Origin of the sequence: Segniliparus rugosus ATCC BAA-974 (assembly GCF_000185725.2) — a bacterium.
GTDB lineage: Bacteria > Actinomycetota > Actinomycetes > Mycobacteriales > Mycobacteriaceae > Segniliparus > Segniliparus rugosus.
Window position 1 is genome coordinate 148,031 of record NZ_KI391953.1, and the last position, 24,169, is coordinate 172,199.

Sequence of the window (24,169 nt, forward strand, 5' to 3'; positions counted from 1 at the left end):
CTAGTCCAGTGTGACCTGAATCAAAAGTATATAGTACTGACGGTACCATCTACATGGGGCGCGGGCGACCGATGCCGCTGTCAGCGGGCGGGCGTTGGCGAAGGCGAGATCCGATGCGGGATGCGGGTGGCGGGCAAGATCGTGTGCCCGGCTTCGGCGAGGCGCCGCCGCGACGCGGCTGGCGGGACGAACTCGCCGACCGTGGGACCGGCGGCGAGTGGCACGACGCTGTGCACAACGATGTCCTGATAGCAGTGCACCAGGTTGAACGCCTGCGCCTCGTTCCTGCCCCGTGTTCCGCCTGCCTCGACCAAGAGATCCTGGGTGTAACAGCTCGCCGAGGCGACCGACACCGGGACTCCGGCGAACGTCGCGTTCGTGGAGTAGTGCAGGTGGCCTGCCAGGATGCTTCGCACATCGCTGCCGCCCAGCACCTGCGCGAGCGGTGCCTGGTCGCGCAGTTCGACCGACACGGCGAGGTCGAGGACGCTGGGGACCGGCGGGTGGTGCATTGCGAGGATCGTCCCGAACGGCGCGGGCTCGGCGAGCTGTTCGGCGAGCCAATCGAGCTGCTCGGGCGCGATTTCCCCGTGGTGGCTGCCCGGCACCGAGGTGTCGAGCGCGATCACGCGCAGGCCCGCGATGTCGTGCACGCGGTCAAGGGGGGCCATGGACGGAGCCTCGCGCAGCAAGTGCTCGCGCAAAGCTCCTCGGTCGTCGTGGTTGCCCATCACCCAGATCGCCTGCGCGCCGAGCCGAGCGGCCGCGGGCTCGACCACGTCGCGGAGCTTGCGGTACGCCTCTGGCTGGCCCGTGTCGGCGAGGTCGCCGGTGAAGACCAAGGCGTCGAGCCGGGGTTGCGCGGCCTCTAACCGGGAGAAGAGCTCAAGGAGCTTGGCATCCGCGTCGACGTCGCCGTACAGGAGGCCGTCGCCCGCGATGAGATGGGTGTCGCTGATATGCGCTATGACGTGATCAGGTCGGGGGTGCTCAGCGACTCGTTTGACGCTGGGACTGTGACTCTCCACAGTTCGCGGGCCTTTCTATTGCCGGACTGCCCCATCATACCCGGCGGGCGGGCCGCTTTTCCGGATCAGTTGGCCAGCGGGACGCACCGCACGGTGACTGCGTCGCCGAGGTCCGCGATTTCGCCGGGGCTCGGATCCACGGAGACCGCTTTCCACCCCGCCGCGAAAAGCACCAGGCCGCTGGCTGGGTCGTCCGGCACGAGCTGGATGTTCGTGAAACCGAGATCGCGAAGCTGGTCTTGGACGTCCTGGGCGTTGCGCCCCCGGACTTTCGGGATTCTCGCCTCGTCCTCGTCGAGCTCGTCGTTCGCGGTGGTCGTGGCCTTCGGCTTCGCCTTGGCGGCGGTGGTCTCTGGCGTGATCTCGACGGTGTCGTCGGTCGGCGGCTCGTCCTCCGGCGATTCGGAGGGCGTCTCCTGGTCGTCGTCAGGCTCCTGGCTGGTCGGCGAGGGCTGCGGGGAACTCGCGGGCGGCGCGACCGCCACGCTCGGCTTTGTCTGGCCCGCTTTCGCTTTGACCGAGCCGGGGTCGTTCAGGTTCTTGAACATGACCGCGACCGCGATGGCGATGACGACGAGGGAAACTGCGGCGGTGAGCATCCACGGCCAGCGGCGCGGCGGCGGCTGCGCGGGGATCTGGACGCGCTGGCGCGGACGCAGGTAGTCGGGCTTGCGCATCGGCTCGGCGTAGGGCGAGGCTCCAGGATGGGCGTAGGGGGATTGGGGCGCTTGCGCGTACGGCGAGAGGGCGGGCTCGGCGTAGGGCGAGGCGGCCGGCTCCGCGTAGGGAGAGCTGGGGTAGGCGTACGGAGACGCGCTCGGGTAGGCGTAGGGGGATTGGGGTCCTTGCGCGTATGGCGAGCGCGTCGGCTCAGCATAAGGCGACCCTTGGCTCTCACCCTGGGGCCCCACCCCGTACGGCGGCCTGCTCATCTCCTGCCCTCGTTCTCTCGCGGCTTCCCCGCGTCACGAGCCTGCCCCGTGACGTTCTCATACTCGCATACCCGACGAGCCCACGCCAGTCGTCAGCTTAGCGCAGAGGGACAATCCGTTCCCTGCCTAGTATAACGGATAGGTCACGAAAGCGAAGCCGCATGTTTTGCCCGCTGCTCGCGCGTCCCCGCGATGAACGCCGCAGAAAGCGCCCCTGCCAAACAGATCAACGCAGTGAGCTGGAAGATCTCCGCGTATTCGAGGTGATACGCGGTGACCAAGAAATGCCCGGACTGCGCTGCCCGCTCGGCGAACGAAGCATCGGCGGGGAGCGGCGGAGCCTGTTTGACCGCCACCGCGTAGAGATCGTGCAATCGGTACAAGCCCCATGCGGTGAGACCGGAGACTCCGATGAGCATGCCTGTCATCCTGGCCACCACCACGCCGGAAGAGGCCACGCCGTGGCTCGACACCGGCACCGCCCGCAACGCTGCGGAGGAAAGCGGCGCGATGACCAGGCCGAGGCCGAAACCGGCGACGACAAGATCCGTGTGGAGCACCGGCAAGGAGAAAAGGCCAAGGTTGTGCCTCGCGCCGAGCACGTTCTCCGGCCAGCGGGAGAACAGCCAATAGCCGAACGCCGCGACGATCATGCCGAAGACGGCGACCGCCCGCTCGCCGCCTTGGCCCTGCGTGCGCCGGTCCCAGAGGCTGGAGACGAATCCGCCGCCCACCGCGCCGATCGGCAAGGCGATGAGGAACCACGAGAGCAGGAAGGTCGCGCGCGCGTTGTCCAAGCCGAGCACGAGCCGCCCAAGCAGCTCCACGTTGACCAGCGTGACCATGAGCGCCGCGCCCGCCGCGAAGGAGGCCGCCAGCGCGGTGAGGAAGGGGGTCCACCGCACGCCCGCCCGGTCGATCAGAGTCGTGCGGGCGCGCCGTTCCCACAAGAGGAAGGCGACGAGCGCCACTGCCGCGCCGATCAGCAGCGGCACGCCCCAAGGGGAGAGCGGCTGCTGTTGCTGCTCCCCGGAGCTTCCTTGGCTCGCGCCGAGGTTCGGGTTGTACAGGCCGACGACGACCAGGCCGAGCGCGACGGCGAGGAGCAAGCCCCCGACCACGTCGACCTTGACCCTCGGCCCATCGTGCTCGGCGCGTTTGGGGACCGAGAGATGGACCAGCGCCATCGCGAGCGCCGCGAGCGGGACGTTCACCCAGAAAATGCTCCGCCAGGCGTCCGCGCCCGCCGAGCCGAAGAGCCACAGGCAGAGGATCCCGTACAGCGGCCCGAGCACGCTGCCCAGCTCCTGGGCGGCTCCCACCCAGCCGAGCACCGTCGCGCGGTTGCGCTGGTCCCACAAGTCCGCGGCGAGCGCCAGGGTCACCGGCAAGAGCGCGCCGCTCGTGGTGCCTTGCAGCACGCGGCCGGCGATGAGGACCAGATATCCGCCGAACCAGTCGTTGAGGGGGTTCCAGTCGCTGCCCGCGGTGGCGGTCAGCACGGAGCCGAGGATGAAGCCGGCAAGACACAGCTGCAGGACGCTGCGACGGCCGAACCGGTCCGAGCTCTGGCCCAAGAGCGGCATCGCGGCGATGTAGCCGAGCAGGTAGCCCGAGACGACCGGGGTCACCTTCTGGACCTGGTTCAGCGGGATCTGGACGCTGGTCATGAGGTCGGTGATGATGCTGACCACCACGTAGGTGTCCAGCGCCCCGAGCAGCACGGCGAGGCCGCCTGCCGCAATGGCGATATGTCTGTGTTTCATGCTTTCCCGTCGGTCCGAGCGCGAAGGCCCCGCTCACGTGGCAGACCGCCGCCGGAGCGGCGGAACATTAGGCCGGCTTTGTCACGTTGACCGTCTCGCCCCACTTCGAGGGCTCGACGTTGATGGTGTTGCCGGGCGAGACCTCGACGACGGCTTTGGCCAGCTGGTGGCTCCCGTCTTCCTGGATCCACGCGGTCACGTCGGCTTCCTGCTTGGCGCTGGGGTAGAGCGGCTTGAGCACGTCAGGGCTGACTTTGCCCTTGATCTTGACGGTGTTGATCCCGCCGATTTGCTCGCGGCCCTCGGCGGTCGGGCTCTGGATGCCCGCGACGAGGTTCCCGAGGCCTTTCTCGGGGCTGAGGATGTCGGAGATCTGGTAGCCGTTGAGCGCTTTCGACGCGTCGCCGAAGTCCTGCCACGGGCCGAAGAGGTTCGCCCAGAGGTGCCCGTCGTCCAGCACGCGGAAGTCGCCCTCCACGAGCTGGCCGGGGCTCGTCGGCGTCTGGCCGAACTTCGCCGAGATGTGGCCGGTCGCCACGGCGTGCGGCTTGTTCGCGAGGTCGCCCTCGAGCTTCTGCAGCGGGAAGTCCGGCACGGTCCCGGTCGTGGTCACCACGACGTGCACGCTGGTCTGCGCCTTCGTGGCGGCGGCTCCCTCGCTCTGCAGCTGCCCGGCGGCGGGCAGGGGGCCGGTCAGAGGGGCGGGAGTTTGCTGCTCGGAGTGCGTGCACCCGGCGAGGAGGGCGGCTCCGGCGACAAGCGAGCAGAGTTGACGGCGGGAGAGCAAAGTTTTGCGGCGGGCAAACATGTATCGACCCTAGCAAAGGAACTTCGCGTGTGGGGGAAATGCACGTGCGCGGAACCAGAAACTTCGCCAGTCGGGCCCGGAAATTTCACCGGGGCCCGAGGAACCTCGCCCAGTGAATTTTCCGGCGGGGGGTGAGCTGGTCCTCCTGTCGCGGGGGGCCGGAAATTTCACCGGGGCCCGAGGAACGCGGCGAGCGCCTTCGCGTACGGCTCCACATCCGCGGCGGCCATGAGCTCGCGGATGGAGTGCATCGCGAGCTGGGGAGCGCCGACGTCCACGGTCGCCATCCCGGTGCGGGCGGAGAGGACCGGGCCGACCGTGCTGCCGCAAGGCAGGTCCGCGCGGTGCATGTAGCGCTGCAACGGCACATCCGCCTGCTGGCAGGCGAGCGCGAAGAGCGCCTCGCCCATCCCGTCCGTCGCGTACCGCAGATTCTGGTTGACTTTGAGCACCGGCCCCTTGCCCGCGAAAATCAGATGTCCGGGCTCGTGGCGGTCCGGGTAGTTCGGATGCGTCGCATGGGCCATGTCCGCGCTCGCGCACGCCGAGCCCGCGAAAGCGCGCAGCAGTTCGGCGCGGCCGCCGCCCGAGGCGAGGACGATCCGTTCGAGGACGGTCGTCAGGAACTCGGACGCGGCTCCCCGCTCGGAGACGCTGCCGATCTCCTCGTGGTCGAAGAGCGCGAGGACCGGGACCGGACTGTCCGGCCCCGCGTTTTCCGCAGCCCGAAGCAGCGCCTGGACCCCCGCGTGGCAGCTCGCCTGGTTGTCGAGCCGAGGCGCGGAAACGAGGTCCCGGTCTGCGCCGATGACAGCGGAAGGAGCGAGGTCGAAGGCCATGAGGTCGAACCCGAGGATCGCGTCGGCGGCGATGTCGAGCCGCTCCGCGAGGAACGCCGCGATGGGCCGGGGCTCCGAGCCGACCCCCCACACCGCGTTCAAGTGCCGCTGCGGGTTGAGCCGGACCGCGTCGCGCTCCTCGGCGAGGTGGATGGCGAGCTGGGGGACGCGCAGGATCGGCTCGGGCACCTCGACAAGGCGCTCGACGGCGCTGGCCCCCTCGCGGAACACCACCCGGCCGGCGAGCCCGAGGTCCCGGTCGAGCCAGGTGTGCGTCCAGGCTCCGCCGTACGGTTCGAGCGCGACGGTCCGCCACCCCGCGACCGAACCGTCCGCGTGCTGCTTGACCCGCAGGTTCGGGCTGTCCACGTGGCCCGCGGCGATCCGGAACGCGGCTGGCGGACGGTCTTCGGGGGCCGCCCACGCGATGATGCTCGCCCCGCGCACGACGAAGTGCTTGCCGCCGACGGCCGGCCATTCGTCCGTGCCCCACAGCTCGGCGAAACCGTGCGCGGACAAGATCGTGGCGACCGTCTGCCGTGCGTGGAACGGGGTGGGCGAGGCGTCGACGAACGCGCACAAGCCGTTGGGGCCGGGATCGGCCGGCGACGGTGTTGGAGCCGCTTCGCCGCTCGCAAAGCTGGTGGGAGGTGCCCCTATCGCCGACAGGCTGGTCTCAAGCGTCATGCGGACGAGCCTAGCGGCTTAGACTTGGGGACATGTCGCATCCGATCATGTTCACCGATGACGACTTGGGGCTGGGCGAGCTGCGCGAGCTGGTCGCGGCCCTGCCCGGCACCTCGGAGGTCGTCGCCTGGGGCCGGCCGACGTTCCGGGTCGGGCTCGCGACGAAAAAGATCTTCGCCCTGTACGGGGGCGGGGCCAAAGGCGAGGGGGCCGGGCCGAAGCATCGGGCGTATCCGCACTCGCTGCTGGTGAAACCGGACGAGATCGAGCGCCGCGCGCTGCTCGCGGACAAGCGCTTCTATCTCCCGGCGTACTACGGGCCGAGCGGCTGGGTCGGGCTGGACCTCACAGCGGCCCCGGTGGACTGGACCGAAGTCGCCGAACTCCTCGAGGACTCCTACCGGCTGATAGCCCCGAAGACGCTGATCGCCGAGCTGGACAAGCGGAAGGGCTAGGCCGCCACGCTCTGCACGAGGCCAGCGAAGATCGGCAGGCCGTCCTCGCCCGGCCCGCACAGCGAGTCGATGGCGTGCTCCGGATGCGGCATGAGGCCGACGATCCTGCCGTTCGAGGAGGCGACCCCCGCGATGTCGCGCAGCGAGCCGTTCGGGTTGTAGCCCAGCCCGTCGGCGAATGAGGCACCAGCGCTGTGCCCCGTGTAGCGGAACACCACTCGGCCCTCCGCCTCGAGCTCGTCGAGGACGGCGGCGTTCGCCACGTACCGGCCTTCGCCGGATTTCAGCGGGATGAGGATCTCTTCGCCAGTCTCGTATTGGCTGGTCCAAGCGGTCTGAGTATTGACAACCTGCAGCGTCTGGTTCCGCGCGACGAACCGTCCGTCCCGGTTGCGGGTCAGCGCCCCCGGCAGCAGGCCCGCCTCGCAGAGCACTTGGAAGCCGTTGCAGATGCCGAGCACGGGCAGCCCCTGCGCCGCCGCGTCCACGATGGACCGGGTCACCGGGGCGAGGCTCGCGATAGCCCCCGCCCGCACGTAGTCGCCGTAGGAGAAACCGCCCGGCAGGATGACCGCCGCCACGCCGTGCAAATCCGCGTCCGCATGCCAGAGCGCGACAGGCTCCGCGCCCGCCCGCCGCACAGCCCGCGCGGCGTCGACGTCGTCGAGCGTCCCCGGATAGGTGACAACGCCGATCTTGGTCACGCGGTCACCTCGACCTGGAAGTCGTAGTCCTCGATGACCTCGTTCGTGAGCAGGGTCGACGCGATCTTGCGGATCTCGACCTCGTCGGGCTCGCGGTCGAAGGTGAGCTCGAAGCGCTTGCCGACCCGGACGTCCGTGGCTCCGGAGAAGCCCAACCTGCCGAGCGCGGAGATGACCGCCGCGCCCTGAGGGTCGAGCAGTTCGGCCTTCGGCATCACATGCACCACGACTTTGGCCATCCGCAAAACTCCTTCGCTCTCGGTGAGCCCAGATTAGCCGAACCGCTTCGCCCCGCGCTCATCGCCCGACGCAAGGCCGGACGCGTCGTCGGGAGCCTCCGGCTGTCCCGGAATCGGGGCGCCGTGGGGGAAGCCGAGCGCCACGTACTCCTCGTAGATCGGCCGCCATGGGGCCGCAGTGCCGCTGTGCGGCCCGTCCGCCGCATCGCCCGCGAGGTGCTTCACCAGCTCCTGCAGGCAAACAGTCCACCCCGCGGCGGTCCGGGCGGCCGTGTCGCGCGACCCGAGGACGTGGATGAAATGCAGCGCCGTCGTCCCGTCCGCCGACGTCAGCTCCTGGACGATCTCGTCCTCGCCCCAGGTGTACGCGAACCGGGCGAGACGCTGGACGTCCGTGACCTCCCCGTACGTCGGCGGCACATTCGGATCCTCGGAGAACTCGATCCGACCGCCCCGGCGCAGATCCGCCGAGACTTTCGACGGGAACCAATGCGCCAGCTCCTCAGGCTCGGTGACCGCCGCCCAGACCCGCTCCAGGGGCAGGTCGAAGTGGAGTTCGAAAACGACCACGGCGTACAGGCCCGCCGATTCCTCGAAGTGGGCGGTTGGCAAGCCGTGGAGCGCAGGCGTTTCGATCATAAAACAGCCTAACCCGCGTCGGGTCAGTCCACATCGACCCAGTTCAGAGTGCGTTCGACAGCTTTGCGCCAGCCCGCGTACGAGGTCTCCCGTTCCGCCGGAGTGATGGTGGGGCTCCACCGTTTCCCCTCCTGCCAGTTCTGCCGGAGGTCTTCCGGGGAGCTCCAGAACCCGACCGCGAGCCCCGCCGCGTAGGCCGCGCCGAGCGCGGTGGTCTCGGCGACCACCGGCCGCACCACGTCGACGCCGAGCACGTCGGCCTGGATTTGCATGCAGAGGTTGTTCGCGGTGATCCCGCCGTCCGCTTTGAGCACTTCGAGCCGCACGCCTGAGTCGCGCTCCATGGCTTCGACCACGTCTTTGCTCTGGTAGCAGATCGCTTCGAGGGTGGCGCGGGCGATGTGGGCGTTGGTGTTGAAGCGGGAGAGCCCGACGATGGCCCCGCGCGCGTCGGAGCGCCAGTAGGGCGCGAAGAGCCCGGAGAACGCGGGGACGAAGTAGATGCCGCCGTTGTCCTTGACCGAGCAGGCGAGCGCCTCGCTCTCCGCCGCGCCGCTGATGATCCCGAGCTGGTCGCGCAGCCACTGCACGGCGGAGCCGGTGACCGCGATGGAGCCTTCGAGCGCGTATTGCGCATTGTCTGCGCCGAATTGGTAGCAGACCGTGGTGAGCAGGCCGTTCTGGGACCGGACGGGTTTGTCCCCGGTGTTGAGCAGGAGGAAGTTGCCGGTGCCGTAGGTGTTCTTCGCTTCGCCTGGCCTGAGGCAGACTTGCCCGACCATGGCGGCTTGCTGGTCGCCGAGCGCGCCGCCGATCGGGACCTCGCCGCCGAACGAGGTGTGTTTTCGGGTGGATCCGTAGAGGTTCGGATCGCTGGACGGGCGGATCTCGGGCAGCATCGCCCTCGGCACGCCCCAGATCCCCAGCAGCTCGTCGTCCCAGTCGAGCGTGTCGATGTTCATCAGCATGGTCCGCGACGCGTTGGTCACGTCGGTGAGATGGGCTCCGCCGTCGACCGCGCCGGTCAGGTGCCAGATCAGCCAGGTGTCGATGGTGCCGAAGATTGCTTCGCCGCGCTCCGCGTCCTCGCGCAGCCTCGGCACGTTTTCCAGGAGCCAGGCGAGCTTGCCTCCGGAGAAATAAGTGGCCGGCGGGATGCCCGCTTTCTGCCGGACCACCTCGCCCTGGCCGGAGCGCTCGACGGCGGAGACCAGGCGGTCGGTCCGGGTGTCCTGCCAGACGATGGCGTTGTAATAAGGCCGCCCGGTGCGCTTGTTCCACACCACAGTGGTCTCACGCTGGTTGGTGATGCCAACGGCGGCGAGGTCGGCCGAGCTCAACCCGGCGGAGTCGAGCAGAGTCCGGACGACCGTGCGGAAGCGCTCCACGATCTCCACCGGATTGTGCTCCACCCAGCCGGGTTGGGGCAGGATCTGAGTGTGTTCGAGCTGTTGTCTGCCGCGTTCGGCCCCTTCGTGGTCGAACAACATGCAGCGGGTCGATGTGGTGCCCTGGTCGATCGCGATGACGAATTCAGGCATGGTTTCTCGCTTTCTCAGGGAGTGGGTGTGACGCTGGTGGTGTCCAGGTAGGGCAGCCATCGGCAGGCGAAGCCCGCGAGCACCGCTCCGATGATCGGCCCGATCACGCCGATCGGGGCGTAGCGCCAATCCGAGGAGCCCTTGCCGGGGATGGGCAGGATGGAGTGCGCGACGCGGGCGGAAAAGTCCCGCGCAGGGTTGAGGGAGTATCCGGTGGGCCCGCCGAGCGCCAGGCCGATCCCGATGATCAGGAAAGCCACCGGCAGCGGGCCCAGCCGCGCCGGCGTGCCCGCGAAATGGAAGATCACAAAGGCCATGGTGAACGTCGCGATGATCTCGGTTGCGGTGTTCCACAAGGCGCTGCGGATCGCCGGGGTCGTGCTGAAAGTGGCGAGGATCGTTTGCGGGTCGGTCTCCCGGTCGTAGTGCTGTTTATAGGCGATCCAGGCGACGACCGACCCGACGAACGCGCCGAGGAACTCGGCCACCAGGTAGCCGCAGATATGCAACGGGGTGACCGGGACTCCTTCGGTGAAAGTCTTCGTCCCTCGGGCGATAGTGCCGAGGGTCAGCGCCGGGTTGAGCATCGCGCCGGACTTGAAGGCGACATACGCCCCGCAGTACACGGCCAGGCCCCAGCCGAACGTCACTGCGAGCCAGGAGCCGCCCGAGCCGATCGCTTTGCTCTTGGGGAGGCTGAAGTTGGCCCCGACTCCGCAGCCGAGGGACATGAGGACAGCGGTGCCGAAGAATTCGGCGAGATACGCGTCAAGCATCCGGATTCCTTCAATTTCTCTGTGCCTGGGATCACCCTACAGAGGATTGGGCGAGTCGGCTCGGGACGGCTCCGGTCAACGGCCGGTTGCGGGGCTCATGAGTCTAGGGCGGTCCGGCGCGAGCGGAGCAGCCGGTCGGCGGACCATCGGGTCGTGGGGGTCGCGGCGAGCAGGAGGAAAGCCCAGCAGTAGACGACGGCGAACGCGCCGCCATTTTCCAAGGGCTCCCAGTTCCAACGCTCGGGCACATGGGTGAAGAAATAGGCGTAGGCCATCGTCCCCGCGCCCAGAATCGCAAAGAGCCTGGTGCGCAGTCCGACGACGAGGGCGGAGCCGATGACCACCTCGAAGACCCCGGCCCACCAGTACGGCCAGTTCAGGAAGGGCTCCGGGTGCCCTGAGCCGGTCGGGGACCCGCTCCACCACCCGAAAAGCTTTTGCGTCCCTTCGAGCCAGAACACGAACCCGAAGACGATTCGGGACAAGGCGGGGACGAGCCAGCTCAGGACGATTCGGGCCTGGTTCATGCCCAGGAGCGTACGGTGCGGCGGCTCCAACGGCTCGGCAAAGGCAAGTCAGCCGACTCGGACGTCCGCCTCGCAAGCCAACGGGTCAGCCACGCTCCACGGCAGCGGCGCGTTCTCCTCGATCTGATCCTGCCCGCTCCCGTCCTCGTCATGGATCCTGCCGGGTTCGGGCCGTGGGCTTGGCACACGACTGGCGCGGGAGCTGCGCAGTCGATGCCGACAGGCGCGACGAGGGGGACGGCTGCGGCCGGGGAGGGGTCGGGGGTCTCCTTGGGGTCGGCAAAGGCGGTCACCATCCAGCGGTTCTCGCCTTTGCCGATCAAAGCGACCTACCGCTTGGACCAGTTCGATTGGAAGAGCGCAGGGATTGCTCTTTCGACAGCGGCGTGTGGCTGAACACGACCTCCCGTTTCCCGAGCGCAAGAGTTGCGTCAGCTCCGAGGGGGCGCTCGGTGTCGCGTGCGAGGACTGTTTTGCCGCTTTCTTAGAGCGGGCGGATCGACTTGGCGAATTCGTCCAGCTGGGCTTTCAAGGAGTCCAGGGAACCGCCGGGTGGCAAGGTGGTGAGCGTGCCGATCACAGACCAGCGGGTCGTGCCGGAGCCGAGGAATGCTTCGTATTGGCCGGTTTCCTCGCCCCCCTCGGCTTTCAGCTTGACCAGGGCGCTCGCTCCGGGCAGCGCCCCTTGCCACTGCGCGCGCGTCGGTTCGCCCTCGGCCTTGGCCCCAGGCCCCGTGCTTGCTTCCTCCACGAAAGCGTCCAGAAGCGCCGCGTTGTCCATATCGGGCGAGGTTCCTGGCGTGTAGTCATCCGAACTTTGCATCTTCGTCAGCATGAATTGTGTGACGAGTTTCGTCGGATCCGGTTCGCCGAGCACGAAGGCGGTCGTGATGACGCCTGGCACGGCGCGCCCACCGGTCACCTCCTTGAACCCCTTGGCCGGGACGTAGGAGACGCCGATCTTCCGGTTCTCCACGCGCGCGGACGAGCCGGGGTCCTTGCCGGCGGAAGCGCTCGCGCGGCTGGAGCCGCCGCCCGCTTGGGCGCTCCCGGTCGGCTCGTGCTTCGAAGAGGAGCAGGAGGTGAGGAAAACTGCGGGCGCGACGAGGGAAACGAGCGCTGTCGTCGCGAAACGCGAGAGTGATTGCATGGTCGTGGACCTTTCTGCGTGTGCCCTCTGAGGCTACTTTTGGTGTGATCTACCGTCAACGGCGGATCGTGGCCTGTCGGCGAAGGGGGGCGTCCGCCGCCGACCTATGAGCGGAGAATCGGTTGGTTCCAGCCCTCGTCATCGTCGTCCTCTTCTTCGGGGACGTCGCGGTGGCTCGCGATCAGGCTGGGATCTTTGGGGAAGGGGTAGGCCTCCTCCACTTTCTCCGAGACGTTCTGCACGAACGACGTGCTCCCGAGGGTTTCGCGGAGCAGCTGCATGGAGGCGAACGCGTAATCCGCCTCGGCGGCGCGGAGGCATTTCAAGATCTCCTCAGCCAAGCGGTTGTGAGGCAGCCGCATGGCTTTGGCATCGAGCGTCAGCCCCGTCAGCTCCGTCCCGTTGACCGTGGTCGTGATGCCGTAGTGGGGGGATTCGGCGTGCCCGCGCAAGGCGGCGTTCTGCTCCTGGGCGGCGTCGACCTTTGCGACAAGGGCGTCGAGCTGGCGGTTCTCCCGCAGGCTTTCTTCGTATCGCCAGTCCATGGCTAGCTCCTCCGGCCTTCCTCGTTCTCGTCTTCGGGGTACTTCTCGCGTATTTCTTCGAGGATCCTGCGGCTCAGGTCGTTGTCGCCGAGCACTTCGAGGTTCACTTTCTCCAGCTCTCGCGCGTATTTCGACCTGGCGGACCGCGCGAGGCGGAGGATTTCGGCGGAAAGCTCGCGGGAGGGGAGCTTCAGCGCGGCGGGGGAGAGCGTGAGCCCGACGATCCGGCAGTCGTCCCCGACCGTGATCTCCATGCCGTATTGGTCGTTCTTCGCGCTCGCGGTCAGCGTTTTGGTCCGCTCTGCGATTTCGAGCCGACTCGAGAAATCACGATTCGCCTGCTGGAGCCTCTCGATCAGCTCGTCAGCCCAAGTGGACATGCTGCCTCCTTTTGCGTCGTGGTCGTCGGCCTGCCTGGGGCGAGGTCGTCAGACTAGGCCCTTCACGTCTTCGGCGAGTTTCTTCCCCGCGTTGAACATGCCGCTCAACGCGCGAGAGGCGTCCTCGTAGTTGTTCTTGATGTCTTCCACGAGGCGGTAGACCTCGACGCCTTTTTTCACAGCGTCGTAGATGCTCGCGGCACAGGTGATGACGCCGCCGAAAAAACCGCCGAGGCCGCTGTTGAGGATGAGTTTGCCGAGTTTCTCGAGGAGCCAGATCAGGAGATCGGCCACCTCCTTCAAGACGAGTTCTCGCAGTTTGTCCAGCATTTTCCCGATCGCCGTGAAGATCATCCCGCACGCCTTGCAGAGATCGCTGAGCAGATCCACGATCACTTTCTCCGCCCCGATGAGGTTGGCGACGGAATCCGCGAGATTGCCCTGCCAGGCGTCGTTGATCGCCTTCTTAGGGTCCCAGGCGAAATGGCTCGCGTCGTTCAGCTTCCCCGGCACGCCGCTCTGCCAGTGGTTCGCGGCGGATGTGATCTTGCCCTGGTCGCCGGTGAGCCAGTCCATGACGTTGTGGAACACGTCGATGTGCTCGTCGCACCACTTGAGCGCTTTCAGCACGTTGTCCCCCGCCGCCTCCAGGATGCTCATGGGGTCGCGCAGGTCGGGGGCCTTCCCGGTTTGGGCGAGGCTTTTCAGGTCGGTCTCGATGCCCTTCGCCGCGATATGGAAGGCCTCGTACTGTTCTTTCACGCTCTTGACATCGCCCGCGATGGCCTGGCATTTCTCGATCTTGTCGGTGAAGTACACGACATCGACCATGGTTCCTCCTCGTTCCGCCGGCCGTTGCTACGGCGTGACGGTGGCGATGTTCGCCCCGCCCTCTTGATCTGTCCCCGAGATGTGGTCGATGGCCTGCTTCATCGACTCCCCTCCCTTCGCCATGAGCTGCCCCATGTCGTTGATGATCGCTCCGACCGGGTCCAACGCCCAGCTGTTCAGCGGATCCGTGATGATATGCCCCATGATCCCGAACCACTCCTGTTGCGGCTTGTCGGGATCGACATTCGCGGTGTTCCCGACGTTCGAGATACTGTGGCCGTCGTCAACGAGCCGCTGCGCCACCTTCCTCGCCTCGTCCACCGCGATGTTCAGATAGCCGTCATCAGACATTCCGCCTCCTTCCTCAAGGCCCCACGACGTGGAGCCTTCAGCGTCGAAGGTAACACTAACACGCATCTTGGATGGCAACAATAGTTCACTACTCGCTGGTATCACGATAGGCGCCCGCCGTCTGGCCGAACGGACAGCGCTGCGAGCTTGGCCCGAGGCGAAGCCGCGCAACGGGACGGCCGCCGCATGGGCAGCGTGGGGCCGCGCGCCGATGTGGGGGCGGCGAGAGCTGGCGTCGAGCCGGAAGGTCTCGCCTGGGCAGCAGGGTGCTCTGCGCGGTTTCATGAGAAGCGCTCGAGCCACACGCGCTGGTCGAGAGCACAAAGATCAAGGATCAGGCGTTTGGCCGGGTTCTGTATGGCTTGAGCTCTGCCAAATGGGCGGATGAGGCTCGAGAAGGCCTTAAGAGGCTCGTGGCTGGTTTGGCCTCTCTACTGTAGAGAGGCCAAACCAGCCACGAGCAAGGTCGGGTTTGGCGGTTTCCGCTAAGAACGCAGGATTGGCTGATTCCAGCCGTCGTCATCGTCGTCATCGTACGACGAAACTGGTTGGCTCGTTTTCCCCCAAGCATCATCGTCATCCTCATGGGGATCAGGAAATTGATCACGGAGTTCCGAGATTGCCGTCTGGACATCCGGAGTGCGCCCGAGGGCAGAGAGCAATAGCTGCTCCTGTGCTCGCGCGAAATCTGCCTCGGCAGCACGGATGCAACGCAGGATACCTGCCGATAATCGATCGGGGGGAAGGCGCAAGGCTTTCTCCGTCAGATTCAGCTCCTCAAGACGAACCGTATCACGTACGACGACGGCTATCCCGTTCTCTGGGATAGCACCGTGACCGCGCACATCATGCGCCTCTCGCTCAGTCTCTCGAAGCTGAAGAAGACTGACCTGGTCTGCTTTCTTCGCTCGGTTCATTTCATCTTCTACCCAGTCAACCATGGGATCCTCTCAAAAGATTTATCGCGTGCTTCGCGAGTATTATCGCGTGCTTCGCGAGTAGGAGGTGTGCTGCTAGTTAGGGAGTTTTCGTATCGACTTCGCAATTGCTTTCGCTTCTTCGCCTAAGAACTTTCCTGCGCCAGTGCCATCGTCAGTGGTCATCAGCGTCCAACGGTCAGCTCCTTGCCCTATGTAGGAAAAGAAATAGTGTATCTTGGGAGCCCCGTCGGTAGAGCTAAGAGTTATTTCTACTGAAGAAGCTGGGAGGCCATCTCCGTCCCAGTGATCACGCTTGACACCAGAAACTCCGTAACCAGGTTTTTTCGTTGTTAATGCGTCTACTCGGGCATCGACGTTCTCATCGTTTGTTTTCGTCGCATCAAACTGAGGAGAGGAGGTCTCGCTAGTTATTTTGAGGATGCGAATAACGGGGCCAAGCAGGCTGCCGCCTTTTGGTAAAATTTGCGTTGCGGGAAACCCTGCTGGAAGGCCTTGCGAGCTTTCCGAAAACCCGTCAGGAAGGACATACGACAGGCCTACGGTCTTATTCTCCATACGTTGCTCATTAACTTTCGATGGGCTCTGATTTGCTTGTGCTGGCGCGCTCGCCGCTGTATGTGAGGCGTTAGGAGTAGTGGATTCGTTTTTAGAGGAGCAAGAAGAAATTAGAAAACTTGAACTAGCCAGCGCAAGTGCGCTAGCGATGAGAAGGCGACCACGGCCATTCTCTTTGGGGTTGGCTTGAGAGAGTTGTTTCATCATGAGAATCCTTTGATCTCGTCCTTGTTGGTGTTAGTGTATCTTAGCTCACGATCTTAAGATCGAGCCTTTCCAGCCTCCGTCGTCATCGTCATCGTCATCCCAACTATGGGTGCTATCGCGAGGGCTTTCAGGAACTTGCGCATCTTCTTCCTCGATAGGTGGGAAGTTGCTATCGATTACACTGCATGCGTGGCTCGCCTCGTCGCCCTCGCCAAAGACATCCAGGGCTATCTCTTTGATGCCTTTCGCATATTGAGCCTCAGCGATATGGACACAACGAATTATTTCTGACGACAGAAGGCTAGGTGTCAATTTTAGCGCTTCTGGACCAAGGGATAACTGCTGTATTCTTCCGCCAGCTCCTACGCGAGCAGTGATCTGATACTTGTCAATTGTAGCAATCCCCTCTTGGGAGAGACCTCTATCGTGGATTTCTCTTTTCTTATTAAATCGTTCTTCCACTCGTTGTAGTTCCGCTTGCATGTCATCCCACCAATCAGCCATGTGATCCTTCTTTCTTAGGCAGTCAGCTGTTTGATATCGTCTATGAGAATCTGACCGTGCTGGAAGGCAGCTTTTATGGAATTGCAGCAGGTCTCGAATTGTTTCTCGATATCTTCTGCCTTATTCCATAGATCGAGGCAGGTCTTAACAAGGTCGTACCCTTCCCAGAGGAGGTCCCAGACGGCCTTTGTGATGCCCGCGAAGCTTCCCAGTAGGGCATCCCCGAGCTTCTCGACAATCATTGAAATAATTTTTGTGATAATGCCATAAATGAGTTCACGAAGTTTGTCCAGTAATTGCCCCAGGAACCCGATCACCTTGCCTACTGCTTCACAAAGCTTGTCGAGCTGCTTGATGACGATGCCCTCTGCTTTGAGCACAAGGCAAACCGCATTCGCTGTCTTTCCTTGCCAAGCATCTTGTACGGCTTTCACGGCGTCGTCAGATGGCCAGATATTGCTATCGAGCTTTTTGGGGAGATCTGTTTTCCAATGGTCTGAGGAGGCTTTGATCTTCTCTTGATCGCCCACTAGCCAGGTCTTAAACTGGTTTACTTGGCTTACATGCTCGCACAGCCAGTCCAGGGCTTTCTTGCAGTTCTCCTGCAGCATACCCTCAAAGTCCGCCGGGCCCCGATTTTTCGCGCTGACGAGATCATCGACCGACTTCAGGTCGTCGAACAGCTTCTTCCCTGAGTCAATGGCCCCCCTCATGTCGTTGATCACCGCGACCATATCCTGCTCAGTTTTTACGAATTTTTGAACCTTGTCGACTACTTCTTCAAGTTCCATCTACAACTCCCGTTATCCCTCTAAAGGTAATCAATGGCCTAAACTAGGCCCTAGTCATGAAGCTTAGCAGCGTTATCCGCGTCGATATTAAGAATCTTATCCACGGTTCTGTGCATCATCTTACCCGCATCCGTCAGTAGGCCGCCAACTTTATCTATCACGGTTTCAACGGGGTCGATCATGTAGTGGTTGAGGGGATCGACCACATAATTTCCAATCAGTCCAAACCATTCTTTCTGAAGATGGTTGTCGCCGTTATGAGCGCATCCTTGAATGCCTTTCCCGGTATTCTCAACCTTGTTGCAAACTTCGCGAACTTTTTCTCCAGCGATACGTAGGCCATCGTCCACGGCAGTGTCTATAGCTGTACTCAGCCCTTCTGCGACGGCTATTCCTATTTCCTCGATATCGGCCATATGCTTCTCCCTATTCTGTCAGGTTTAGCTCCGTGTCTATTGCTTTCCTATATTGTTCTCGGAGCCGGAAATAAAATCTTAGTGCGGATGAGAATTTCCCCTCGGTATATGTATCCAGTAGTAAATAATTTGCGTGGAACGCGCCACTAATTCTGTCGAGTTTCCGAGTGAGATGCCTTTATCCTCCCTCAAAACTCGTATCCCTTCTTCGCCCCCCAGCGACCCTCGACTAGGGAAACCCCAGGCCGGAACCACGCTACGCCTGCAGATTGGCTCACGCTAGCATGCGCTCCGGCGCGGGGCAATAGTTCTTCCGTCGCCTGGCCCGTTGCCGGATTGGCGCGTTCAGTCTGATGGTTCGGTGTGGAGGATCGCGTCCCCGTGCAGGCCCGCCGCGATCATGGCCTGGTTGAAGTGGCTGGTGGTGCCGGGCTCGTTGTAGCGCAGATGGGAGCGGTTGAAGGGGTGGCGGCTGTGGGAGTCGATGCTGGCGAGTTCGATTTGCTCGCCGGAGCAGTCGGCGTATTTTCCCGGGCCGGTGGAGAGGCGGATTACGCCGGGGAGCTGGTCGGGGCTGGGGCCGAAGCGTTCGAGGCTGGCGACGATGTCGCCGTGCGCTTTGAGCGTCCACGTTGCGGGTTGGGATTGCCAGTCGCAGATGGGGTTGGTGGTGCCGATTCCGGGGGAGCCGACGAGGAGGAGGTCGCCGACCCGGCTGGGCTGCCACATGGTGAGTCCGGCGACGAGGGAGCCGTAGGAGTGCCCGATCAAGGTGAGGTGGAAGTCCGCGCCGCGCAGGCGGTCGAGTTCGGCGAGGAATTTGCGCAGGGCGGGCACGCCTTCTTTGGCGCGGGTGTCGGTGAGGACGGCGGAGTCCATTTGGGGGCATCGGTAGCCGAGCCAGAATATTGCGGCGAGGTTTTGGCCTGAGCGGCAGGCGAGGAGTTTGTTGGCGGTTTCGACGAGGGCTTTGGCTTCCATGGCCATGCCTGCGAGGCTGCGCAGTATGTTCGTGTGGTTGCCGGGGATGTAGACGCTCAGGTGCTCGGCGGCGGCGACGTCGCCGACTCCGATCGCGACGAAGCTGCCGGCTTGCTGGTCTCCGGCGGGTTCGAGGAGGAGCAGGGAGCGTTGGCCTTCGCTGCGGGCGAGCTGGGTCCGGATGGACTCGAACTCCAAGAGGCGCAGGGATGCGGTCTCGTCGTTCTCCGTGGAGTGCCGGTGGTGGAGCACGGATTCGCGGGCTTTGCGGGTTTCTTCTTCTAAACGCTCGCGGAGCTCCGCGTCGAGCTCTGCGACGGAGTCGGCCATGGGGCCACTGTATTCGGATGGGGCGAGGGCTGCCGCGAAGGGACTGGCCGAGCGGGGCGAATGGCCGATCTCGCTACGGCGAGGAGGAGTGAGCTGCGACGCGCCTGGGGTAGCATGGCATAGCGAACACCATTTGCGTCGTAGCAACTATCCGAAGGGAATGCCTGTGACTGTCCTCGTTTCCGGCTCGATCGCCACCGACAATCTGATGCGGTTCCCTGGGAAGTTCAGCGAGTTGCTGCTCGAGGACAACCTGCAGAAGGTTTCGCTCAGTTTCTTGGTGGACGAGCTTGAGATCCAAAAGGGCGGCGTGGCGGCGAACATCGCTTTCGCGATCGGTGTGCTGGGCGGGGATCCCGTCCTGGTCGGCTCGGTTGGCCAGGATTTCGGCGAGTACCAGGCCTGGCTTGAGAGGCACGGGGTGAACTGCGAGCATGTGCTGGTCTCGCAGACGGCGCAGACGGCCCGGTTCCTGTGCACCACGGACGACGCCATGGCGCAGATCGCCTCGTTCTACGCGGGCGCGATGTCGGAGGCGCGCAATATCAGCATTGCGGAGATTGTGGCGAAGACGGGGAAGCCGGAGTTGCTGCTGGTCGGGGCGAACGACCCGGATGGGATGCTCCGGCACACGCGGGAGGCTCGGGAGCTGGGCGTCGCCTTCGCGGCGGATCCGTCCCAGCAGTTGGCGCGGATGTCGGGGGAGGACGCGAAGCAGCTGGTGGAAGGCGCGCAATTGCTTTTCACCAATGATTACGAGTGGGATCTGCTGCTCAGCAAGACGGGGTGGACCGAGGCGCAGGTGCAGGACTTGGTCGGCGTGCGGGTCACGACGCTGGGCGCGGACGGCGTCGACGTGCATTTGAAGGACGGCTCGGTGGTGCATGTCGCCGCAGTGGACGAGATCAGCAAGGTGGACCCGACGGGGGTCGGCGACGCGTTCCGGGCCGGATATCTGGTGGGCCAGACCAAGGGCCTTTCGGTGGAGCGTTCGGCGCAGCTGGGCTCGATGGCCGCAGTGCTGGTGCTGGAGTCGCCGGGCGGGGCGCAGCGGTGGAGCTGGGATCTGGCTTCGGCGCTGACGAGGCTGCAAGGGGCGTATGGCGAGGACGCGGCGCGGGAGATCGGCGCGGCGCTCGGCGCGCCCGCGCGGAGCTGAGCTCAGTCGGCCATGTCGACGAGCACCATGCCGGCGAGCCCGGCGGTGAGGACGACCATGATCCCCGCCGCGCCGCCCCTGCTGGCGTGGAACAGGTTCGAGCAGATCCCGAACATCAGCGGGGAGAGGAAGGCGACGGTTCGGCCGCTGACGGCGTAGAGGCCGAACATCTCGCCTTCCTTGCCCTGCGGGGTGAGTTCGAGGAGCATGGTGCGCGATGCGGCGAGCGCCGGGCCGATGAAGAGGGAGATCGCCAGCCCGAAGACCCAGAACGCCCATGACCCGATGGAGACGAGGAGTCCGGCTCCGAGGAGCAGGATCGAGGCGAGCGAGCCGACGATGAGCTGTCGTGAGCCGTAGCGGCTGTTCGCCCGTCCGCCGACCGCCGCGCCGAATGCCGCCGCGATATTGCTCGCCGCGCCGAACAGGAGCAGATGGCTCTGGCTGAAGCCGTATTCGCTTGCCGCGATGACCGCGCCGAATGTCGCGAAGCCGACGAGCCCGTCGCGGAAGACGGCGCTGACCAGGAGGTATTTCACCACTCGCCGGTCGAGCTTCCAGAGTTCGCGCAGATCGCGTCCGATGATCCGGTAGGCTTCGAAGAACCCTCGGGAGGTGTCCACTTCTTTGCGTTTGGGCGCGAACAGCAGGAGCGGGAGGGAGAAGATCAGGAACCAGGCTCCGCCGAGGACCAATGAGGCGCGGACCGGGAGCCCGTCGTCTGCGGGGATCTGGAATATGCCCCTGGTGGGGCCGTTGCCGCCCATGAAGCAGAAGAAGCTCAGCCCGAGCAGGAGGATGCCGCCGCAGTACCCCATGGCCATGCCGATGCCGGAGGCATCGCCGATACCCCTGGCGCCCGAGAGGTCTCGGAGCATCGCGTTGTACGGGATGGTGGCGAGTTCGTAGACGAGGAGCCCGGTGGAGAGCAGCCCCAGTCCGAGCCAGAATTGGTTAAGCTCCGGCCGGATGGTGGACATCGTGAGCAGGATGACCATCAGAACGACGCTGAGCAGGGCGAGCGAGCGATGCCGCCGCCGTCCGGTGCCGATCCACGGCCCGACCCCCGGCGCGGCGAGCAGGAGGGCGAACCCGGAGGCTCCGACGCCCAGCCCGAGCCAGGAGCTCGCCGACATGTTTCCGGTCAGACCCGATCCGACTTGCGAGGTGAGGTAGGGGGCGAAGACGAAGGTCCAGGCGAGCACCGAGAACCCGGCGGCTCCCCAATCCCACAACCCCCAGATCCAGATCAGGGAGCGGGACATGCTCCAAAGCATACGGCCTGCTGCTATTCTTCTGCCAGAAAGACCGAAGTCGGGAAGGACTCCGCTGCGGAGATGAGCATTGTTCGGCGCGGCCATATCCTGCATGTCTCAAGTTCAGCCACGTTGCAGACGGCTCGGGAGCATCTGATCTCGGTGCAGGACGGAGCGCTCGCCGTCGACGACGGCGGGCGGATCGTCTACAGCGGTCCGTACAGCAAACTGCCTCAGGAGCTGCGCACCTGGGCGGTGCGCGACCATCGGCCCGCGTATCTGATCCCCGGGCTGGTCGACACCCACGTCCATTTCCCGCAGACGCACGCGACCGGCCTCTACGGCGGCGGGCAGCTGTTGGAATGGCTGGATCGGCATATCTTCCCCATCGAGTCGCGGTTCTCGGACCCAAACGTGGCAGGCGACGCCGCGTGGGCGTTCTGCTCGCGCCGGATCGCGGTGGGCACCACGACGGCGCTGGTGTTCGGCAGCGCGTTCCCCAGCGCGCAGAACGCGCTGTTCGCGGCGACTCACCGCCGGGGGCTGCGGATGATCTGCGGCAGGACGATCCAGACGGTCGGCCCGCCGACCGCGAAGAAACTGGTGACCAGCGAGGCCGAAGCGTTGTCGTTGACCAGGGAAGAGATTGCCCGGTGGCATGCGAAGGACACCGGGAACCCGGCCACCGCCCTGCTGCATGTTGCCATCACGCCGCGCTTCGCCCTCTCGGTCACCCCGAAGACGCTGGCGGAGCTCGGTGACCTCTACCACGAGGCGCGCGGCTCCGGGGTGTACTTCCAGACGCACTTCAGCGAGAACAACCGGCCGGGAGTCGGCGAGGTGGACAGCACGAAGCGCGCGTTCCAGACGGACTCGTACCTTGATGTGTACGACGGGAAGTTCTTGCCGGGGTCCAGGCCCGGCGGGTTGAGCTTCCTCGGCCCGCGCGCGGTGCTCGCGCACACCGTCCACGCCACCGACGCGGAGCTGGCGAGGATCGCGGAGACCGGAACGGCGATCTCGCATTGCCCCACGTCGCAGCTTTTCCTGGGCTCGGGCACGATGCCCTGGCGCAGGACGACGGCCAGCGGGGCGACGGTGGCGTTGGGCAGCGACATCGGCGGCGGGGACGAGTGGTTGCTCACCAGGGTGCTCAATGACTGTTACAAGGTGCATATGAACGAGCCGGGGGAGGCCGGGATCGCGCTGCACCCCGCCGAGCTGCTGTACACCGCGACGGTCGCCGGGGCGAAGGCGTTGTGCCTCGACGAGCGGATCGGCAGCCTTGACGTGGGCAAGGAGGCGGACTTCCTCGTGGTGCGCACGGAGAACCAGCCGTGGCTGCACGAGCTGCTGGAGCGGGTCGTGCCGAAGGAGCATCGCGACCTTGAGGCGGAGCAGCTGCTGTTCTCGCTGATCATGGGGTTGAAAGAGCAATCGATCGACGAGGTCTACGTGCGGGGCCGCCTGGTGAGCTGAGGTGTCTCGGGGCGAGCCGAACTAGACTCGACGGCATGGCGCATTTCGGCGATTTCCAATTCCAGTTCTACGCCCAAGGCTTGGACGGCTTCGTCTCTGACTTGCCGTTCACATTCGCCGAGTTCGAACGCAGGGCGGAAGAGGCGCTGCCCGACGGGATCTTCGCGTACGTGCGCGGCGGCGCGGGGGACGAGCACACGCAAAACCGCAACGTGGCCGCCCTGCGCCAATACGGTTTTGTGCCCCGGATGCTGCGGGACCGCGCCGCGCGGAACATGCGGACCTCGTTGTTCGGCACGACGTTCGACAGCCCGGTGTTCCTCTGCCCGGTCGGCGTGCTGGGGGCGGTCCACCCGCGTGGCGACCTCGAAACGGCGGCGGCGGCGCGGGAGCTTGGCGCGCCGGTCGTCTTTTCGACCCTTTCCGCCGCCACGCTCGAAGAGGTAGCGGCGGAGCGTGGTTCAGCGTTCGGGGTGTTCCAGCTGTACCCGAGTTCGGACCGCGAGCTCAACGCCAGTTTCGTCGACCGCGCGGAGCGGGCCGGGTTCGACGCCATCGCGGTCACGGTGGACACGGGCACGCTCGGCTGGCGGCCCCGCGACCTCGCGAACGGCTACCTGCCGATGCTCCAAGGCCGCTGCATCGCCAACTACCTCGCGGACCCACGGTTCCTCGAGATCGCCGGGGTGCGGGCCGAGGAGGAGCTTTCGCCGCAGCGAGCCGGCCTTGTGTGGGCCTCGATTTTCGCCCAGCCGACGTTCACCTGGGACGACATCGACTGGCTCCGGTCACGGACGAAACTGCCGATCATGATCAAAGGCCTGTGCGATCCCGAAGACGTCCGGCTCGCCACCCGGCACGGCGTGGACGCGGTCCTGTACTCCAACCACGGCGGACGGCAGGCCAATGGCGGCCTCGCCGCCATCGACGGGCTCGCGGCGGCGGTGGAGGCGGCGGGCGAGACTCCGGTCCTGTTCGACTCGGGAGTCCGAGACGGCGTCGACGTCCTCCGGGCCGTGGCGCTCGGCGCGGCGATGGTCGGCGTGGGCCGCCCGTACGTGTACGGGCTCGCGCTCGCGGGACGGCGCGGGATCGAGCACGTCATCCGCTGCCTGCTCGCCGAGGCCGATCTGACCATGGCGGTGAACTGCTATCTTTCCCTGGACGAGCTGAAAGTCCAGCGCGGTTGACCTCAGCGGGCGATGTGCCGCGTCGCTTGTGAAGCTTCAAGGTCTTCATCTTCGCCCCATTCATGGGTTTGTCTGGTTTTCGATGGATCTGGTCTGATTCATCGTCGGTCGTCCCGCTCGGTGAGATTGCGGTCTTCGAGCTCGGCCGCGAAGGCGAGCAAA

At 65.1% G+C, this 24,169-nt stretch carries 28 protein-coding genes; 5 read left to right on the forward strand and 23 right to left on the reverse strand.

Annotated elements, in window-relative coordinates:
- Nucleotides 1-80: 80 nt before the first annotated feature.
- The 5 genes from HMPREF9336_RS00710 to HMPREF9336_RS00730 form a co-directional block, all read right to left on the reverse strand.
- Nucleotides 81-1,028: a phosphodiesterase gene (locus HMPREF9336_RS00710; RefSeq protein WP_007472309.1), complete on the reverse strand. Its 948-nt coding sequence runs from the start codon at nt 1,026-1,028 to the stop codon at nt 81-83.
- Between the two features lie 65 nt (nt 1,029-1,093).
- Nucleotides 1,094-1,960 (reverse strand): hypothetical protein, encoded by an 867-nt coding sequence (locus HMPREF9336_RS00715; protein WP_007472307.1) that lies wholly within the window; start codon nt 1,958-1,960, stop codon nt 1,094-1,096.
- Between the two features lie 143 nt (nt 1,961-2,103).
- A complete protein-coding gene (locus HMPREF9336_RS00720) occupies nt 2,104-3,726 on the reverse strand; it encodes an MFS transporter (RefSeq protein WP_007472305.1) in 1,623 nt (540 codons plus the stop codon).
- A gap of 67 nt (nt 3,727-3,793) precedes the next feature.
- On the reverse strand, nt 3,794-4,534 hold the full coding sequence (locus tag HMPREF9336_RS00725; protein WP_007472303.1) for an LppX_LprAFG lipoprotein: 741 nt from the start codon (nt 4,532-4,534) through the stop codon (nt 3,794-3,796).
- Between the two features lie 167 nt (nt 4,535-4,701).
- Nucleotides 4,702-6,060: a M18 family aminopeptidase gene (locus HMPREF9336_RS00730; protein ID WP_021029863.1), complete on the reverse strand. Its 1,359-nt coding sequence runs from the start codon at nt 6,058-6,060 to the stop codon at nt 4,702-4,704.
- Between the two features lie 32 nt (nt 6,061-6,092).
- On the opposite strand from HMPREF9336_RS00730, the gene HMPREF9336_RS00735 reads away from it, so the two are divergent.
- Nucleotides 6,093-6,515 (forward strand): MmcQ/YjbR family DNA-binding protein, encoded by a 423-nt coding sequence (locus HMPREF9336_RS00735; RefSeq protein WP_007472299.1) that lies wholly within the window; start codon nt 6,093-6,095, stop codon nt 6,513-6,515.
- Here the strand turns inward: HMPREF9336_RS00735 and purQ are convergent.
- The 6 genes from purQ to HMPREF9336_RS00765 all read right to left on the reverse strand — a co-directional run bounded on the left by purQ (nt 6,512) and on the right by HMPREF9336_RS00765 (nt 10,941).
- Nucleotides 6,512-7,219: a phosphoribosylformylglycinamidine synthase subunit PurQ gene (purQ, locus tag HMPREF9336_RS00740; RefSeq protein WP_007472297.1), complete on the reverse strand. Its 708-nt coding sequence runs from the start codon at nt 7,217-7,219 to the stop codon at nt 6,512-6,514. The genes HMPREF9336_RS00735 and purQ overlap by 4 nt on opposite strands.
- Nucleotides 7,216-7,458 carry a phosphoribosylformylglycinamidine synthase subunit PurS gene (gene purS, locus HMPREF9336_RS00745; RefSeq protein WP_007472295.1) on the reverse strand — a complete coding sequence of 81 codons (243 nt, stop codon included), beginning with the start codon at nt 7,456-7,458 and terminating at the stop codon, nt 7,216-7,218. Before purS ends, purQ begins: the two co-directional genes overlap by 4 nt.
- 33 nt (nt 7,459-7,491) lie before the next feature.
- Complete coding sequence (locus HMPREF9336_RS00750; RefSeq protein WP_007472294.1) at nt 7,492-8,097, reverse strand: SRPBCC domain-containing protein; 606 nt, start codon at nt 8,095-8,097, stop codon at nt 7,492-7,494.
- A 23-nt stretch (nt 8,098-8,120) separates the two neighbouring features.
- On the reverse strand, nt 8,121-9,638 hold the full coding sequence (glpK, locus tag HMPREF9336_RS00755; protein ID WP_007472293.1) for a glycerol kinase GlpK: 1,518 nt from the start codon (nt 9,636-9,638) through the stop codon (nt 8,121-8,123).
- A gap of 14 nt (nt 9,639-9,652) precedes the next feature.
- The gene (locus HMPREF9336_RS00760) at nt 9,653-10,414 is read right to left on the reverse strand and encodes an MIP/aquaporin family protein (protein WP_007472291.1); all 762 of its coding nucleotides are present in this window, start codon (nt 10,412-10,414) and stop codon (nt 9,653-9,655) included.
- Nucleotides 10,415-10,509: 95 nt separating this feature from the next.
- Nucleotides 10,510-10,941, reverse strand: coding sequence for a DoxX family protein (locus tag HMPREF9336_RS00765; RefSeq protein WP_007472288.1), 432 nt, complete (start codon nt 10,939-10,941; stop codon nt 10,510-10,512).
- A gap of 15 nt (nt 10,942-10,956) precedes the next feature.
- Between HMPREF9336_RS00765 and HMPREF9336_RS00770 the strand changes: the two genes are divergently transcribed.
- Entirely contained in the window at nt 10,957-11,337 is a 381-nt protein-coding gene (locus HMPREF9336_RS00770) for a hypothetical protein (RefSeq protein ID WP_021029864.1), read from the forward strand.
- Nucleotides 11,338-11,425: 88 nt separating this feature from the next.
- On the opposite strand, the gene HMPREF9336_RS00775 is transcribed toward HMPREF9336_RS00770, so the two are convergent.
- From HMPREF9336_RS00775 to HMPREF9336_RS00805, 11 genes are all read right to left on the reverse strand, one after another.
- Entirely contained in the window at nt 11,426-12,091 is a 666-nt protein-coding gene (locus HMPREF9336_RS00775; RefSeq protein ID WP_007472285.1) for a hypothetical protein, read from the reverse strand.
- Between the two features lie 104 nt (nt 12,092-12,195).
- Nucleotides 12,196-12,636, reverse strand: a complete 441-nt coding sequence (locus HMPREF9336_RS00780) for a hypothetical protein (RefSeq protein WP_007472283.1) — start codon at nt 12,634-12,636, stop codon at nt 12,196-12,198.
- Between the two features lie 2 nt (nt 12,637-12,638).
- The gene (locus HMPREF9336_RS00785; RefSeq protein WP_007472281.1) at nt 12,639-13,016 is read right to left on the reverse strand and encodes a hypothetical protein; all 378 of its coding nucleotides are present in this window, start codon (nt 13,014-13,016) and stop codon (nt 12,639-12,641) included.
- A 48-nt stretch (nt 13,017-13,064) separates the two neighbouring features.
- Entirely contained in the window at nt 13,065-13,847 is a 783-nt protein-coding gene (locus HMPREF9336_RS00790) for a hypothetical protein (RefSeq protein ID WP_007472278.1), read from the reverse strand.
- A gap of 27 nt (nt 13,848-13,874) precedes the next feature.
- Nucleotides 13,875-14,198 (reverse strand): hypothetical protein, encoded by a 324-nt coding sequence (locus HMPREF9336_RS00795; RefSeq protein ID WP_007472277.1) that lies wholly within the window; start codon nt 14,196-14,198, stop codon nt 13,875-13,877.
- Nucleotides 14,199-14,683: 485 nt separating this feature from the next.
- Nucleotides 14,684-15,139 (reverse strand): hypothetical protein, encoded by a 456-nt coding sequence (locus HMPREF9336_RS18160; RefSeq protein ID WP_156920251.1) that lies wholly within the window; start codon nt 15,137-15,139, stop codon nt 14,684-14,686.
- A 72-nt stretch (nt 15,140-15,211) separates the two neighbouring features.
- A complete protein-coding gene (locus tag HMPREF9336_RS18165) occupies nt 15,212-15,901 on the reverse strand; it encodes a hypothetical protein (RefSeq protein ID WP_021029865.1) in 690 nt (229 codons plus the stop codon).
- Between the two features lie 45 nt (nt 15,902-15,946).
- Nucleotides 15,947-16,405: a hypothetical protein gene (locus tag HMPREF9336_RS18170; protein WP_156920252.1), complete on the reverse strand. Its 459-nt coding sequence runs from the start codon at nt 16,403-16,405 to the stop codon at nt 15,947-15,949.
- Nucleotides 16,406-16,419: 14 nt separating this feature from the next.
- Nucleotides 16,420-17,196, reverse strand: a complete 777-nt coding sequence (locus HMPREF9336_RS00800) for an Mlp family lipoprotein (RefSeq protein WP_007472273.1) — start codon at nt 17,194-17,196, stop codon at nt 16,420-16,422.
- 50 nt (nt 17,197-17,246) lie between these two features.
- On the reverse strand, nt 17,247-17,612 hold the full coding sequence (locus HMPREF9336_RS18175; protein ID WP_021029866.1) for a hypothetical protein: 366 nt from the start codon (nt 17,610-17,612) through the stop codon (nt 17,247-17,249).
- A gap of 345 nt (nt 17,613-17,957) precedes the next feature.
- Entirely contained in the window at nt 17,958-18,923 is a 966-nt protein-coding gene (locus HMPREF9336_RS00805) for an alpha/beta hydrolase (RefSeq protein ID WP_007472271.1), read from the reverse strand.
- Nucleotides 18,924-19,089: 166 nt separating this feature from the next.
- Between HMPREF9336_RS00805 and HMPREF9336_RS00810 the strand changes: the two genes are divergently transcribed.
- A complete protein-coding gene (locus HMPREF9336_RS00810) occupies nt 19,090-20,082 on the forward strand; it encodes a carbohydrate kinase family protein (protein ID WP_007472270.1) in 993 nt (330 codons plus the stop codon).
- Between the two features lie 2 nt (nt 20,083-20,084).
- Here the strand turns inward: HMPREF9336_RS00810 and HMPREF9336_RS00815 are convergent, their stop codons facing one another.
- Entirely contained in the window at nt 20,085-21,347 is a 1,263-nt protein-coding gene (locus HMPREF9336_RS00815) for an MFS transporter (RefSeq protein ID WP_244431573.1), read from the reverse strand.
- Nucleotides 21,348-21,419: 72 nt separating this feature from the next.
- Between HMPREF9336_RS00815 and HMPREF9336_RS00820 the strand changes: the two genes are divergently transcribed.
- Nucleotides 21,420-22,817, forward strand: coding sequence for a guanine deaminase (locus HMPREF9336_RS00820; RefSeq protein ID WP_007472267.1), 1,398 nt, complete (start codon nt 21,420-21,422; stop codon nt 22,815-22,817).
- 35 nt (nt 22,818-22,852) lie between these two features.
- Complete coding sequence (locus tag HMPREF9336_RS00825) at nt 22,853-24,007, forward strand: alpha-hydroxy-acid oxidizing protein (RefSeq protein ID WP_007472264.1); 1,155 nt, start codon at nt 22,853-22,855, stop codon at nt 24,005-24,007.
- Nucleotides 24,008-24,169: the final 162 nt, after the last annotated feature.

Coding starts and splice junctions, on each gene's coding strand:
- HMPREF9336_RS00715 (WP_007472307.1), bottom strand. CDS start 1,960: ATGAGCAGGCCGCCGTACGGGGTGGGGCCCCAGGGTGAGAGCCAAGGG.
- HMPREF9336_RS00720 (WP_007472305.1), bottom strand. CDS start 3,726: ATGAAACACAGACATATCGCCATTGCGGCAGGCGGCCTCGCCGTGCTG.
- HMPREF9336_RS00725 (WP_007472303.1), bottom strand. CDS start 4,534: ATGTTTGCCCGCCGCAAAACTTTGCTCTCCCGCCGTCAACTCTGCTCG.
- HMPREF9336_RS00730 (WP_021029863.1), bottom strand. CDS start 6,060: ATGACGCTTGAGACCAGCCTGTCGGCGATAGGGGCACCTCCCACCAGC.
- HMPREF9336_RS00735 (WP_007472299.1), top strand. CDS start 6,093: ATGTCGCATCCGATCATGTTCACCGATGACGACTTGGGGCTGGGCGAG.
- purS (WP_007472295.1), bottom strand. CDS start 7,458: ATGGCCAAAGTCGTGGTGCATGTGATGCCGAAGGCCGAACTGCTCGAC.
- HMPREF9336_RS00750 (WP_007472294.1), bottom strand. CDS start 8,097: ATGATCGAAACGCCTGCGCTCCACGGCTTGCCAACCGCCCACTTCGAG.
- glpK (WP_007472293.1), bottom strand. CDS start 9,638: ATGCCTGAATTCGTCATCGCGATCGACCAGGGCACCACATCGACCCGC.
- HMPREF9336_RS00760 (WP_007472291.1), bottom strand. CDS start 10,414: ATGCTTGACGCGTATCTCGCCGAATTCTTCGGCACCGCTGTCCTCATG.
- HMPREF9336_RS00765 (WP_007472288.1), bottom strand. CDS start 10,941: ATGAACCAGGCCCGAATCGTCCTGAGCTGGCTCGTCCCCGCCTTGTCC.
- HMPREF9336_RS00775 (WP_007472285.1), bottom strand. CDS start 12,091: ATGCAATCACTCTCGCGTTTCGCGACGACAGCGCTCGTTTCCCTCGTC.
- HMPREF9336_RS00780 (WP_007472283.1), bottom strand. CDS start 12,636: ATGGACTGGCGATACGAAGAAAGCCTGCGGGAGAACCGCCAGCTCGAC.
- HMPREF9336_RS00785 (WP_007472281.1), bottom strand. CDS start 13,016: ATGTCCACTTGGGCTGACGAGCTGATCGAGAGGCTCCAGCAGGCGAAT.
- HMPREF9336_RS00790 (WP_007472278.1), bottom strand. CDS start 13,847: ATGGTCGATGTCGTGTACTTCACCGACAAGATCGAGAAATGCCAGGCC.
- HMPREF9336_RS00795 (WP_007472277.1), bottom strand. CDS start 14,198: ATGTCTGATGACGGCTATCTGAACATCGCGGTGGACGAGGCGAGGAAG.
- HMPREF9336_RS18160 (WP_156920251.1), bottom strand. CDS start 15,139: ATGGTTGACTGGGTAGAAGATGAAATGAACCGAGCGAAGAAAGCAGAC.
- HMPREF9336_RS18165 (WP_021029865.1), bottom strand. CDS start 15,901: ATGATGAAACAACTCTCTCAAGCCAACCCCAAAGAGAATGGCCGTGGT.
- HMPREF9336_RS18170 (WP_156920252.1), bottom strand. CDS start 16,405: ATGGCTGATTGGTGGGATGACATGCAAGCGGAACTACAACGAGTGGAA.
- HMPREF9336_RS00800 (WP_007472273.1), bottom strand. CDS start 17,196: ATGGAACTTGAAGAAGTAGTCGACAAGGTTCAAAAATTCGTAAAAACT.
- HMPREF9336_RS18175 (WP_021029866.1), bottom strand. CDS start 17,612: ATGGCCGATATCGAGGAAATAGGAATAGCCGTCGCAGAAGGGCTGAGT.
- HMPREF9336_RS00805 (WP_007472271.1), bottom strand. CDS start 18,923: ATGGCCGACTCCGTCGCAGAGCTCGACGCGGAGCTCCGCGAGCGTTTA.
- HMPREF9336_RS00815 (WP_244431573.1), bottom strand. CDS start 21,347: ATGTCCCGCTCCCTGATCTGGATCTGGGGGTTGTGGGATTGGGGAGCC.
- HMPREF9336_RS00820 (WP_007472267.1), top strand. CDS start 21,420: ATGAGCATTGTTCGGCGCGGCCATATCCTGCATGTCTCAAGTTCAGCC.
- HMPREF9336_RS00825 (WP_007472264.1), top strand. CDS start 22,853: ATGGCGCATTTCGGCGATTTCCAATTCCAGTTCTACGCCCAAGGCTTG.